12 protein-coding genes are annotated in these 13,598 nt (G+C 59.8%); 6 read left to right on the top strand and 6 right to left on the bottom strand.

All coding sequences use genetic code 11. The features are described 5' to 3' along the window. Nucleotides 1-101: 101 nt before the first annotated feature. The 4 genes from IVB23_RS27965 to IVB23_RS27950 all read right to left on the bottom strand — a co-directional run bounded on the left by IVB23_RS27965 (nt 102) and on the right by IVB23_RS27950 (nt 5,184). Nucleotides 102-392, bottom strand: a complete 291-nt coding sequence (locus tag IVB23_RS27965) for a nucleoside monophosphate kinase (protein ID WP_247800770.1) — start codon at nt 390-392, stop codon at nt 102-104. 79 nt (nt 393-471) lie between these two features. After that, on the bottom strand, nt 472-2,448 hold the full coding sequence (acs, locus tag IVB23_RS27960; RefSeq protein ID WP_247800769.1) for an acetate--CoA ligase: 1,977 nt from the start codon (nt 2,446-2,448) through the stop codon (nt 472-474). A 247-nt stretch (nt 2,449-2,695) separates the two neighbouring features. Next, a complete protein-coding gene (locus IVB23_RS27955; RefSeq protein WP_247800768.1) occupies nt 2,696-4,327 on the bottom strand; it encodes an MFS transporter in 1,632 nt (543 codons plus the stop codon). Nucleotides 4,328-4,341: 14 nt separating this feature from the next. Continuing rightward, nucleotides 4,342-5,184, bottom strand: a complete 843-nt coding sequence (locus IVB23_RS27950) for an alpha/beta fold hydrolase (protein ID WP_247800767.1) — start codon at nt 5,182-5,184, stop codon at nt 4,342-4,344. A gap of 220 nt (nt 5,185-5,404) precedes the next feature. Here IVB23_RS27950 and IVB23_RS27945 point away from each other — a divergent pair, with 220 nt between their 5' ends. Then, entirely contained in the window at nt 5,405-6,754 is a 1,350-nt protein-coding gene (locus IVB23_RS27945) for a sigma 54-interacting transcriptional regulator (RefSeq protein ID WP_247800766.1), read from the top strand. A 296-nt stretch (nt 6,755-7,050) separates the two neighbouring features. On the opposite strand, the gene IVB23_RS27940 is transcribed toward IVB23_RS27945, so the two are convergent. Then, a complete protein-coding gene (locus IVB23_RS27940; protein ID WP_247800765.1) occupies nt 7,051-7,365 on the bottom strand; it encodes a hypothetical protein in 315 nt (104 codons plus the stop codon). A 121-nt stretch (nt 7,366-7,486) separates the two neighbouring features. After that, nucleotides 7,487-9,169, bottom strand: coding sequence for a cache domain-containing protein (locus tag IVB23_RS27935; RefSeq protein WP_247800764.1), 1,683 nt, complete (start codon nt 9,167-9,169; stop codon nt 7,487-7,489). Between the two features lie 201 nt (nt 9,170-9,370). Between IVB23_RS27935 and IVB23_RS27930 the strand changes: the two genes are divergently transcribed. The 5 genes from IVB23_RS27930 (at nt 9,371) to IVB23_RS27910 (ending at nt 13,439) form a co-directional block, all read left to right on the top strand. Continuing rightward, complete coding sequence (locus IVB23_RS27930; protein WP_247800763.1) at nt 9,371-10,369, top strand: GTP-binding protein; 999 nt, start codon at nt 9,371-9,373, stop codon at nt 10,367-10,369. Nucleotides 10,370-10,507: 138 nt separating this feature from the next. Continuing rightward, a complete protein-coding gene (gene nthB / locus IVB23_RS27925; protein WP_247800762.1) occupies nt 10,508-11,230 on the top strand; it encodes a nitrile hydratase subunit beta in 723 nt (240 codons plus the stop codon). A 10-nt stretch (nt 11,231-11,240) separates the two neighbouring features. Further along, a complete protein-coding gene (nthA, locus tag IVB23_RS27920; protein ID WP_247800761.1) occupies nt 11,241-11,861 on the top strand; it encodes a nitrile hydratase subunit alpha in 621 nt (206 codons plus the stop codon). A gap of 7 nt (nt 11,862-11,868) precedes the next feature. Further along, the gene (locus tag IVB23_RS27915) at nt 11,869-12,165 is read left to right on the top strand and encodes a nitrile hydratase accessory protein (RefSeq protein ID WP_247800760.1); all 297 of its coding nucleotides are present in this window, start codon (nt 11,869-11,871) and stop codon (nt 12,163-12,165) included. Nucleotides 12,166-12,437: 272 nt separating this feature from the next. Next, entirely contained in the window at nt 12,438-13,439 is a 1,002-nt protein-coding gene (locus IVB23_RS27910) for a GlxA family transcriptional regulator (protein WP_247800759.1), read from the top strand. Nucleotides 13,440-13,598: the final 159 nt, after the last annotated feature.

Here is a 13,598-nt window from a genome sequence, read left to right as displayed (position 1 = left end):
TCGACGGGGCCCGGTTATCTAATAGCCTGGACGAGTGCGATGGTTACGTAGTCTACAGCTCAATGACGCATCGATCGTTCTCAGTATCCCTTGGCCGCATATTACTCAATCAACGGCCTGGCTTGCTTGGCGCAGGAGGTCAGGTGCAGGCTGAGCGCCTCGTGATTATCGTCCGGACGCGCAATCCGGTCGGACATCAGCCTGATCGCCAAGTCTTCCGGCACCAGCTTGCCTTCATCATGATCCGGCACTTGTCGCCCCATTACCGCTTCCTCCGACACCACGGCGCGGCATATCGCTGGTCGACAGTTGCGGGATTGCAAAATCTGCGACAGCTTGAATGCTTGCGTCCCCTTCCCAGCGCCCGGCGGCCCCAAGAGCACGAGTCTCATCTCTTCCGTCCGCCAAGGCGATGTCGGGCACGATGCGACAATTCAATGAGCCCCGCGCCACGAACAGGAATCACATCGATCATTGTGAGGCACTAGACCGCTTGTTCTGCCGGTTCTTGACGAGGTCGTCGACCACGCCGGGATCGGCCAAGGTCGAGGTGTCGCCGAGGCTGCCGGGCTCGTCCTCGGCGATCTTGCGCAGGATGCGGCGCATGATCTTGCCGGAGCGGGTTTTTGGCAGGCCGGGCGAGAACTGGATCTGGTCGGGCGCGGCGATCGGGCCGATCTCCTTGCGCACCCAAGTGACGAGCTCCTTGCGCAGATCGTCGGTCGGCTCGATGCCGGTCATCAGGGTGACATAGGCGTAGATGCCCTGGCCCTTGATATCGTGCGGGTAACCGACCACGGCGGCTTCCGACACCTTCTCGTGTGCGACCAGCGCGCTCTCGACTTCCGCGGTGCCCATGCGATGGCCGGAGACGTTGATGACGTCGTCGACGCGGCCGGTGATCCAGTAATAGCCGTCGGCATCGCGTCGGCAGCCGTCGCCGGTGAAATACTTGCCCTTGTAGGTCGAGAAATAAGTCTGCTCGAAGCGGGCGTGATCGCCATAGACCGTGCGCATCTGGCCCGGCCAGGACCGCGTGAGACACAGATTGCCTGATGTCTCGCCGTCCAGCACCTTGCCGTCGGCATCGACGATCTCAGGCACCACGCCGAAGAACGGCTGCGTCGCCGAGCCCGGCTTCAGCTTGGTCGCGCCCGGCAGCGGCGTGATCAGAATGCCGCCGGTCTCGGTCTGCCACCAGGTGTCGACGATCGGGCAGCGGTCGTCGCCGATGACGCGGTGATACCACTCCCAGGCTTCCGGATTGATCGGCTCGCCGACCGAGCCGAGCAGGCGCAGGCTGGCGCGCGAGGTCTTCTTCACGGGCTCGTCGCCGGCCTGCATCAGCGCGCGGATCGCGGTCGGGGCGGTGTAGAAGATGTTGACCTTGTGCTTGTCGATGACGTTCCAGAATCGCGAACTATCCGGGTAATTCGGCACGCCTTCGAACATCAGCGTGGTCGCGCCGTTGGCGAGCGGTCCGTAGAGAATGTAGCTGTGGCCGGTGACCCAGCCGACGTCGGCGGTGCACCAGTAGATGTCGCCGTCGTGATAGTCGAAGACGTATTGATGCGTCATCGCGGCGAACACGAGATAGCCGGCGGAGGTGTGCAGCACGCCCTTGGGCTGGCCGGTCGAGCCGGAGGTGTAGAGGATGAAAAGCGGGTCCTCGGCGTGCATGTGCTCGACCGGGCATTCCGTCGTCACCATCGAAGCCGCCTCGTGATACCAGAGGTCGCGCGTCGGGTTCATGTCGATCTTGCCGTCGGTGCGCTTGACCACGACGACCCAGTCGACGCCGTCGGCCTTGGCGAGCGCGGCGTCGACATTGGCCTTCAGCGGCACCTTCTTGCCGCCGCGCAGGCCCTCGTCCGCGGTGATGACCACCTTGGACTGGCAGTCGTTGATGCGCTGGGCGACGCTGTCGGGCGAGAAGCCGGCGAACACCACGGAGTGAATTGCGCCGATCCGCGCGCAGGCCAGCATCGCGTAGGCCGCTTCCGGAATCATCGGCAGGTAGATGGTGACGCGGTCGCCCTTCTTGACGTTCCGGGTGCGCATGATGTTGGCCATCCGGCAAACCTCGTCGTGCAGCTCCTTGTAGGTGATGTGCCTGGACTGCGAGGGATCGTCGCCTTCCCAGATGATCGCGGTCTGGTTGGCGCGGCTGTGGAGATGCCGGTCGATGCAATTATGGGCGACGTTGAGGATGCCGTCCTCGAACCATTTGATCGAGATGTTGCCGGGGGCGAAGGAGACGTTCTCGATTTTGGTGGGTGCGTGCATCCAGTCGATGCGCTTGGCCTGCTCGGCCCAGAAGGCGTTCGGGTCCGAGATCGAGCGGGCGTACATGTCCTTGTACTTGACCTGGTCGATCCAGGCGCGCTTGGCCCACTCGGCCGAAACCTGATATACCCTCTCGGCGGCCGCTCTCTTCTCTGCGTCCATCGAACATCCTCCGTTCGTTTCATGCGCACACTCATATCATCTTGAAGGTGCAGCTACGCTCTCGTAATCCGGCAGCGGAAAATGGCTACCGCCTTAAGCCAGTAGCGGCCCATCCCACATTGAACAGCCGAGCCGGTCGTCCCAGCGGATTGCATGCATCTGCTCGACGTCGGAAGCCAAACGTCAGGAAAGAGCGGAGAACCGGCGAGCGCAATAAGACGATCTCGCCAATTCCCAAGGTACACGATCAAGTATTGATGTCTCGACCGCGAGTCTCCGGCAGCAGTATAGCTCCGATAATTGCCGTCGAAGCCGCGAATGCTATCGTGTACCAGAGTCCACCGAAAATATCGCCGGTAGAGATGACGACTGCGGTCGCGACGAATGGCGCAAATCCACCAATCCAGCCATTGCCCAGTTGTAGGGCAACGGAGACGCCGCTGTACCTGATGCGCACCGGGAAAAGTTCGACGAGAAGGGCTCCTAGCGGGCCATAAACCATCGTCGCGAGGAACACCAGCCCGAAGAGTACCGCGACTACCATGGGACCATTGGGTTCGGCCGGCGCCTTCAATCCCGGAAGACCCCTTTCGGTGAGTGCCCTTAGGAGCTTGGCCTCGTCGAAGGGAACAGCCGCTTCATCGCCGATCTGGATAGTGAGAGATGCCGCATCGGCTTTCACGACGTAAGGAACGGCTCGCGTTGTTAGGAACGACTTCGCGCGGGTGCACTCTTTGGCCGCTTGGGGACTGAAGAGTTGACCGAACAACGACTGATTTTCGGTACAGTCGTTTGCGTGGATCACCACAGCGGTTTTCGAGCGGAAATCCGCGAGCGCCGGATTGCCGTAGGTTGCCAGTCCATGGAAGAGAGGGTTGATCAATAAGGCCGACAAGGCACATCCGGCAATGATGATCGGCTTGCGCCCTATCTTGTCGGACAGCCAGCCGAACAACAGAAAGAACGGCGTACCAATAGCCAGCGCGAAGAGCAGATACAAGTTTGCCTGCTCGAGGCTCATCTTCAGCACGGCCGTCATGAAATAGAGGCTGTAGAAATGCCCAGTGTACCAGATCACGGCCTGACCAGCCACGGCGCCGAAAATTGCCACAAGCACCAGACGCAGATTGCGACGATCACCGAACGTATCTGCGATCGGACTCCTCGAGCCTTTGCCCTCAGCCTTCATCTGCTGAAACACCGGTGACTCATGCAGCTTAAGACGAATGTAAAGCGAGAGAACAAGAAGGGCGAGCGATCCCACGAACGGTATACGCCAGCCCCAACTCGAGAAGCTTTCCGCTGACATCGAAGAGCGGCACAGCAGGATCACGATCAGCGAAAGAAATAATCCGAGCGTCGCCGTGATCTGGATCCAGCTCGTGGTGAACCCTCTGCGGTCCGCATCAGAATGCTCCGCAACATAGGTCACTGCGCCGCCGAATTCGCCGCCGACCGCGAGACCTTGCAGCAGGCGAAGGCCGACCAGGATTGTGGGCGCCCACCAACCGAAGGTTTCGAAGGTCGGCAGCAGGCCGACTGCCGCGGTGGCGAGACCCATCACCAGCATTGTGACGAGAAACGTCTTCTTGCGCCCGACGAGATCGCCGAGCCGCCCGAAGACGACGGCACCAAACGGGCGAAGGACGAAGCCCGCCCCGAAAGTCGCCAACGCCGCGAGCAATGCCGCTGTCTCATTTCCCTTTGGGAAGAACAGCGTGCTGAAGAACGCGGCAAGAGAGCCGTAGACGAAGAAGTCATACCACTCGAAGACGGTGCCGAGGGCAGCTGCGAAGATGATACGCTTAGTATCGCGATCAAGACGATGGGAGGCGACATCAGTGCCTGAATGGATGGTATGAACGGATTGAACGGACATTTTGCTCTCCCGCATCAGATGTTTTGGTGGACGAGGGACGTCGCACGGACTGCAACGCGAGGCGGTGGCGGCATCATTCCCTGTCGCACCAAAAATTCTCCCAGCAATTGATTGAACGTATTCGGCTGCTCGAGCATCGGAAAATGCCCGGCCGCTGGAATGTTATAGAGCCTGCTGTTAGGAATGCCCTGCGCAAGGATCTGCGACTCCTTTGGCGGCGTGATGATGTCTTCTTCGCCGACGATGACCAGCGTCGGTACGCGGATATCGCCGAGTTTGGCGCGGCTATCCGACGCGTTAAGTGAGGCAATCGCCTGTCGGGCCACGAAGGCTGGTGTCTGCGCGACCTCCTTCTTGGCGAAGTCGATGAGCGCGCGGCTTGCAGCGGATCCGAAGGACCGTTCGATGACCGTTTGGCTCGCCGTGACAACGCCCAGATCCTCGATAGCTTTGAGCACATTGTCGACATTGACGTCGGATCCCAGTCCGTGTGGTGTGGCTCCGACCAGCACGAGCGCCTTTACCCGCTCAGGGTACGACAGTGCGAAGGTCTGGGCCACGGTGCCACCCATCGAGAGGCCGATGAGGACAGCCGGATCGATGGCGAGGGCGCGATAGACTTCGAGTACGTCTTCGACAAAGGCTTCGATCGTGTAGTTTCGATCTTCCGGACGTGGCGAGCAGCCGTGACCTGGCAGGTTGATGCGGATCATCTGGTGACGGACCGAGAATGCTTCGATCTGCTCGCGCCAGAACTCCGCTGTTGTCGTGAAGCCGTGCACGAACACCAGCGGCGCCCCCTCTCCCGACACTTCAACGATGGTGTCCCCTACTGTGACGGTCCTGGTAGCTGGCATTGCATTCCTCCCGAGATGGTTTCCCGAGCGGAGGGTTCGCAAGGGCCATGCCATTTCGGTTTCATGCCGCACGACAGCGCCTAACCCTATGGCAGAGCGAAGCTAATTATGGTGGTCGGAAAGACCACCGGGGTTTGACGGCAGCGGAAGGTGGAGCTAGTGTCGCAGATAAGTGACATTCGCGTCGCATATGGGTGACACAAGAGCTTGAAACTGCTCCATGGTTCTTTCGCAATGGATCGCCGGATCGTCGGAAGAGGCAGGCTTCCTGAGGCTTGTTCTCGATCACGTTTCGGACTGCCTCGTGGCGGTCGACACGTCAGGCACGATTGTCTTGATCAACCAGCCGTATTGCAGACTTCTCGGAGGGGCGGCGGACGACTTCGTTGGACGACACGTCACGGACGTTGTGGGACCACAGACCAAGCTTCATCTCGTCGCCCGAGGAGAAGGAAGCCATGTTGGCTATCCGTTGAAGGTCCGCGGCCACCAGCTCATCACGCGACAAGTTCCTGTGCTCCAGGACGGCCAGATCATCGGGGCAGTTGGTCTTGCCCTGTTCTCGGATCTCGCGGCCCTGAAGAGAACCTTCCGACGGGCTACGCAGGCCGAGCTGGAGATGCCGCAAGGCAATAAGCCCTGGCGCTCCCGATTCAGTATGAGCGACATCGTTGGCCAAGGCGAGCTTATGGATGCCTACCGCACATCGCTGGACGTCGTCGCTGGACATGATCTTCCAGTCCTGATTTCTGGCGAGACAGGTTCCGGCAAGGAATTGGCGGCGCACACAATTCACGCGCACTCCAGACGATCTGCTGGCCCATTTGTCTGGATAAATTGCGCATCCATTCCCAGCGAACTGATCGAAGCCGAGCTGTTCGGCTATGAGGGCGGCGCGTTTACGGGGGCACGCAGTCGCGGAAAGCTCGGGAAGTTCGAGTTGGCTTCGGGCGGCACACTCTTCCTGGACGAGATCGGCGACATGCCGCTTCCGCTGCAGGGCAGCTTGCTGCGTGTTCTCCAGACCGACGAGATGGTACGCGTAGGCGGCACGACGCCTGTCGTCGTCAACACCCGCATCGTTTGCGCTACCAATCGGCCACTTCAGGAGCTGGCGCGCGCAGGCCGATTCCGACAGGACCTCTACTATCGGCTCGGCGTGCTACCGATCGACGTCCCTCCCCTTCGCAATCGAGCCGACATCGAATTTCTTGCCCGAGAACTGCTGCAGCGGATTGCGGCCCGGTTGGACGCAGCGCCGAGAGATCTGAGCCGGAAAGAAATGAGTTCACTTGTTGGTCACAAATGGCCCGGCAATGTTCGCGAACTGGAGAATATCCTCACCCGATTCATAGTGACCGGGCGCCTGATGACACTCGACACATCTCCAACCTCGCGGCAGGACGCGGATCGCGCGCCGCGCCCCCTCAAGCAGCGCATCCAGTCACAGACTGCCATGGAAATTCAAGCTGCCCTGGAGCAATCCGGCGGCAACAAGCGACGCGCGGCAGAATTGCTGGGCATAAGCCGCGCACACCTCTATCGGCTCATGAGAGAGCAGACCATGTAGCGGCGCCTGAAGCTGGCCTTCGCCTTAAGTCGCCTGTACCCCGCCCATAATCCACTAGGCCTAAGGAAGGCGAGGTGACGGACCGCGTTGGATCGGCTCTTGATCTGGATTTCGAACTTTTAACGCGTGCAATCTTCTTGGCCGTAACGCGCTCGTGCACCACGTCAGTTCGATACCGCTGCGTACCAGCCCGCGATCCCGCGATCGCATCACCTCTACTCGCCCTAAACCGGATCAAGCTCAAGATTCCATCGATTGTCCATTATCGTAGAATTGAAGCGCCGGCGTCGAAACGTCTACGGACCATCGTCAGCTCGCTGGACGACCATTAACTGCACCGGCTCATTTGCAAAAAGGCTTAAATTGCTGAGTAGCCGCCGCAAATATATCGCCTGACGAACGAGCTTGCAGCGCTGATCGACAAGGCGTTGCTTTTCGGCTGTCTCGGGCATCTCTTTACAAGTCGCGACAATGAGCTGTGCGGCACGCTCGATCGTTAGGAGCAATTCGACGATTGCGCCCCCAAAATGGGTTCGAAAATCGTCCAACGAAACCGCGCTATCGAAAGCCATCGGCACACACAACGAAGTGGGCTCTGAACCTTGATCCATTGGTAATCCACATATCGCTGGGCTCGATTGACGCGCCACACCGTCATTGCTCGGTCTTTTGTCTTGATCGACAACTTCGGCTTCGGAACAACAATCAAGCCCGTAGCGCTGCTCTGTGCCTCTATGCGGCTCTGACGCTTGCAACAAAACTGCTCACTTCGTCTTGCAGCAGTCGCAACTTGCTGGTCAAGCGTGCACTCGATCCGAGGACGGTGCCAGCCACCTGTCCGGTTTGAGACGTGGCGGTGTTGACTTCGGAGATATTCTGCGAAACCCGACTGGTGCCGGTAGCGGCGTCTCGGACGCTTTGCGCGATGGCTTGCGTTGCGACGCCCTGCTCCTCCACTGCCGAGGCGATCGAAGACGATATCTCATTGACCTCGGTTATGGTCGCCAGAATGCTCTGAATGTTGCCCACTACTGAGGTCGTCTCGGCTTGGATGGACGAAATCTGCGCGCCGATTTCGTCGGTCGCTTTGGCGGTCTGCGTCGCGAGAGATTTCACTTCGGCGGCAACGACGGCAAAGCCTCTTCCCGCCTCTCCCGCGCGCGCCGCCTCGATCGTGGCGTTCAGCGCCAGCAGGTTGGTTTGCGCGGCAACCTGATTGATCAGCGCAACGACCTCACCGATCTTGGAGGCAGCGGCCGCGAGCCCCTGCACGGTCGCGTTCGCACGCTGCCCGTCGTTGGCTGCCTTGTCGGCAACCTGAGCTGCCTGTGTTACGCGATGGCTGATCTCGTTGATTGAGGCTGATAATTGGCTGGCGGCCGAAGCAACCATTTGTACGTTATCGGAAGCTTCGCGGCACGCTTCTGTGACCGAGTTTGCCCGCACGTTGGCATGATCGGCGCTCACGGACATGCTCTCGGCGGCCTTCTGCATTTCGCTTGCTTCGTCGAAGACCTCTCGCACGACGGTTTCGACGCTTGTCTGGAACTTGCCGGCGAGCTCCACCATCGTTCTACGTTTGTCTTTGTCAGCCCTTTGCTTGAGTTCCTGCTGTTCGCTGTGCATCTTGCGGACGTCGGCCGCGTTCTCCTTGAAGACACGCAAAGCGCGGGCAAGACTACCGACTTCGTCGCGGCGCGTCGTGTATGGCACCTCAAAATCGTCTTCGCCCGAAGCGAGCTTCTCGGTAAGAGAGGATATCGTGATAAGCGACCGCGTTACGCTTCGACTAATGGTCAAGGAAATGGCGAGCATGAGAACAACGACACCGAGGCAAATCCACGCGAACGTCCAGGCTGTCTGTCGAAAGATCAGTTGGACATCGTCGAGATAGATACCGGTGCCGATGATCCAGCCCCACGGCGCGAATCCTTTGACGTAAGACAGTTTGGAGACCGGTTGATCGGAGCCCATTTTGGGCCAGAGGTACCCGTAGAAGCCACCGCCCTGTTTCTGTACGATATCGACAAAGCCCCGAAACAGGTAGTTGCCAGCAGGATCCTTGAAATCTCCGACCGGCTTGCCATCAAGCTCCGGCTTTGCCGGACTCATGACCATGTGCGGGACCATGTCGTTGATCCAGAAGAACTCGATCTTGTCGTAGCGAAGGTCCTTGATTTCCGCGAGCGCGGCAGCCTGGGCCTGCTCCTTGCCAAGCTTTCCCTCGATTTCGAGCTTGTGGTAGTGGGCCAGGATACCGTGTCCGACATCGACCATCTGTTGGATCTTGGCTTGTCGATCCGTCATCATCTGGCTGCGGATGTTATAAAGCGCGATCGGCACCAGAGCGATCATGCCGGCGAGCGCAACAGCGATCACGATAAGGAACTTGGCTCTCAAACCACGAAGGGACATGGGACGCTCACGACCAAAAATATGATCGACAGCCTTGGGCCCGCGCGCTTACCAGACGCTTAAAAACCGTGGCTTCAGCGTAACCAATGCACGATCTTGACGCTGTTTGGCAGGATTTGCACGCTCACGGAAGTTGCGGTGTCCTACTTCGCAAAACTAGCCTCCCCGGCTGGGTAGTAGTGCAAAGAAGCGCAGGGCTCGATGACGACGCCGCAAAAAATTCCGGTCACTGTCCTCACCGGCTTTCTGGGATCGGGCAAGACGACGCTCTTGAACCAGCTCCTTGAAAGCGGCCTGGTGGCCGACTCCGCCGTCATCGTCAACGAGTTTGGGGCCATCAGTATCGATGCCGAACTGGTCGTTGGTGTCGACGAGGAACTTCTGCAGATCAATAACGGCTGCATCTGCTGCACGGTCCGCACGGACCTCGTTTCGACAATCACCAAGCTGCTTTCCGGGCCAAGGCCCATTCGTCGGATCCTGATCGAGACCACGGGCCTGGCCGACCCCGCCCCCGTTATCCAGAGCTTCATTGTCGACGAGGCGCTCTCGGCCGCGACCACGCTCGATGCGGTCGTGACCGTGGTGGACGCCACGCACATCGGTAGATGGCTTGCCGACCAGGGATCTGGGGAGAACATCGCGGCCGAGCAGATTGCCTTTGCCGACATCGCGGTCATCAGCAAGCTGGATCTGGCTGAAGAAGGCGCGCTTGCCAAGACAGAAGCGGTCATCAGGTCCATCAATCCGATCGTCCGGGTTGTGATCCCGATCGAAGGTCGGGTGAATGTCACCTCAATCGTCGACGTCGGGGCCTTTGATTTGAAGAACTGCTTGGCGATCGAGCCGCTACTGCTCTCAGACCTCGAGCACGAGCACGATCAATCCGTGATCAGCGTGGAAGTCCGCGCGGACCGGCCCCTGGACGGACCTCGTTTCTTTCGCTGGTTGAACGCTTTCGTCCAAAAGAACGGCGAAGGCCTCCTGCGCTGTAAAGGCATTCTGTCCCTGGCAAGTGAAGCACGCCGTTGGATATTCCACGGCGTCCACATGACGCTCGAAGGGCGGCCAGGTCGCGCATGGGCCGCCAGCGAGTCTCGGGTCAGCGCAATCGTGTTTATTGGAAGGGATCTCGATGCGGCTCAAATTCGCGCCGAGATTGCCGAACTGACCGAGAAGGACGCAAGTCTCGTCGCCTAACATGGATCATGTAATCGGTCTTGTCCGGTGCTTTTCCATGGTGACCGGAGATTTGGCGCGCTTCATGTGTAGGAATCATCGTCGTTACCGGCCGCTCGCGGGCGGCGTCATGCTCACCCTGAGGGAAAGGACTTCAGCATGAAGTTACAGCATTATCTCGGGGGCCTCGAAGGGCTCGATCCGATCTCGCTCGAAACACGCGTGTTCGTTGAGGCCTGGGAGGAGCGCATCTTCGGCATCCACACGGCGATGATGGCGCTCAGCCCGCAACTCGATCTCGAAATGACGCCGAGTACGTTCAATACCGTGTGGACCTGGGCGGACCTGCGCAAAGGCGCAGAGTCGATGAACCCGTTCGACTACTTCAAATTTCGCTACTATGAGAAGTGGCTCGGCGGCATCTCCGGATATTTCGTCGCGAAGGGATACATCACTCAGGCCGAGCTCGACGCACGCACCCAAGCGTTCCTGTCGTCGTCTTCCGCGATGCCAGCGCGTGGCGACGGCAAAGTCGATGCTCGCGTTCGGAAATATCTGCTGATTGGAGACGATCCGAAACGTGAGCGCGCAGCTCCGCCCCGTTTCGCACCTGGAGACGCCGTCAAAATCGCTGACCCAAAGTCGGTCGAACATACTCGTTTGCCCGGTCATCTCCGGAACAAGTTCGGGATTGTCGATAGCGTCTACCCCGATGCTTACACCTACCTTTGCGACACTGGGCCCGACGGGATCGGCAACGCAATGACGGTCTACTGCGTCAGGTTCGATCCGCAGGATCTTTGGCCGGGCAATACCGAGACGAACTTCACCTTCTACGCCGACCTGTTCGAGGCCTACCTCGAGCCCACGTCCGCCTCCTGAGGAGCCCGAGATGCAACGATTCGCGCATTCGAAGAACCGTGAGGCAGTGAACGCGGCCCGGGCAGGTGCGCTGGAGGCGCTTCTCATCGAGAGGGGCATCATCACCAGCGAGACCGTCGACAAAATCATGGCAATTTTCGCCACCGAGATGGGTCCGTTCAACGGTGCCAAGCTCGTCGCCAAGGCCTGGGTTGATCCCGACTTCAAGGCACTTCTCGCCGAAGACACTATGGCAGCGGTCGAGAAGATGAACTTCGTGACCAAGGGCGCCGGCGCAGAGGGCGAGCATATGCGCGCAGCAGTAAACACACCCGAGGTGCACAATCTGATCATCTGCACACTTTGTTCGTGCTACCCTTGGCCGATTCTTGGTCTGCCGCCCTATTGGTACAAGGACCCATCCTTCCGCGCGCGGGCGGCGCGTGAGCCGCGGAAGGTGCTCAGTGAGTTCGGCCTGACTGTCGGCCCGAACATTGAAATCAAAACCTGGGATAGCAGTGCCCAGATTCGCTGGTTTGTCGTTCCCGAGCGGCCCTCAGGCACGGACGGCTTCAGCGAAGAGCAACTTGCAGCACTCGTCACGCCGGAGTCGATGATGGGCGTTGCGGTCGTCAAGCCGCCGGGCGCCTGAGGCATCAATGCAGACGAATTTCGAGCATTTCGCCGTCGGCAGCATGTTGGGACAATCGGACATGCCGCCGAAGGACAACGGAAACCTCTGCTTCGGAGCGCCTTGGCAGCGTCAGGCTTTCGGCATGGCGCTGGCCCTCTCAAAGCAGGGGGTGTTCGAATGGGAAGACTTTCGTTCGGAGCTGATAGCCACGATCGCAGCTTGGGAAGCCGCCCACGACAAGTCCGATCCGAGTTGGAATTACTACGAGATATGGCTGGCTGTACTGGAGACGATGGTCGAACGGTCCGGTCTTGGTGACTGAAGCGCTGAGGCATCCTGATAAGCGGCTTAGCGCGCGAGCCGAAGGATCGTGCGTATCATGGGCATATCGTGGTCGGACTGGTCCGCGTACGGTTCCTGCCGGCAAGTTCGCGCGTCACCCTCAACATGTTATCAAAGCCGCGCGGCCCGAGCCCAGCCTCAGCAACGGCACGAGTGTCCGAATATCGCGCCAATCTGGCCGAAAGTGACGCCTTCGGATCGGGCAACGGGAATGGAAATTGCATAACAATTGGTCTCAATTGAGGATCGTTGATGCGCATCGCCTTGCTTGCTCCGCCTGGGGTTCAATCTCTCGACGTCGTCGGTCCGGCCGAGGTGTTCTGGGAGGCGGCCAGGCGGCTTGGAGACCCAAACGCCTACATGGTGCAAGTCATCGCCGGATCGGCTGATCCAGTGCGAGGAACCGGCGGACTACGGTTCGTGGCCGACCGTCATATCTTCAACCCCGACGAGCCGATCGACACGCTCCTGTTCGGCGGCGACCCGTCATTTGCGGCGGTCGATCCTGCCATGGTTCAGTGGCTGCGGCGCAGGGCCGGGACGGTCCGGCGCCTTGGCTCTGTCTGCACTGGTGTCTTCCTGCTTGCAGCAGCAGGCCTGCTCGAAGGCAAGCGCGTGACGACGCATTGGGAGTGCGCCACGCGCCTACGGAATGAATATCCGAACCTCGACGTGGATGCCGATCAGATCTTCATCAGGGACGGCAATCTTTGCACCACTGCCGGTGTCACGGCAGGAATGGACCTCGCGCTCGCCCTCGTCGAGGAAGATTACGGACGCGAACTGGCGCTGATCGTCGCGCGCTATATGGTCATGTTCCTGAAGCGGCCGGGGGGCCAGTCGCAATTCAGCGCGCATCTCGCCGCGCAAATGTCGGGCAAGAGCAAGATCCAGCAGGTCCAGCAATACGTGCTAGACAATCTGACCGCCACGCTCTCGGGCGACCATCTGGCCGAACAAGCGGGAATGAGCGTCCGGAACTTCGCGCGCGTGTTCCGCCAGGAGATGAACATGACGCCCGCCGAATTCGTCGACGCGGCAAGGTTGGACGCAGCGCGCCTGCTTCTCGAGGATAGTGCAAAGTCGTTGCAACAAATCGCGATCCGATGCGGCTTCGGCAATGCCGATGGTATGAGACGGGCGTTCATCCGCAACCTGGGCATCGGCCCCGGCGAGTACCGTCTGAGATTTCGTAGCGCGTGGGGTGGCAGGAGCCATACCGCCGCGCCGTCTCCCGCCGGCGGCCGGCCCTAGCGAACAGATGCTTTTCCACTGGTAAACAGAAGGCCATGTCGTAGCGGTAGCAGAGGCGATGCGACTTGCCCTCCGGAACTTACGGGCTCGCGCATGACACTGCCGCGCAGGGGCGGACTTTCGCAACCAATTGGCCGATGTCGACGTGAGTTTGGCCGC

The sequence above is a fragment of the Bradyrhizobium sp. 191 genome (assembly GCF_023100985.1).
In the GTDB taxonomy this organism is placed as follows: domain Bacteria; phylum Pseudomonadota; class Alphaproteobacteria; order Rhizobiales; family Xanthobacteraceae; genus Bradyrhizobium; species Bradyrhizobium diversitatis.
Note: the sequence above shows the minus strand (reverse complement) of the source record. Positions and strands in the feature narration are given on the sequence as shown.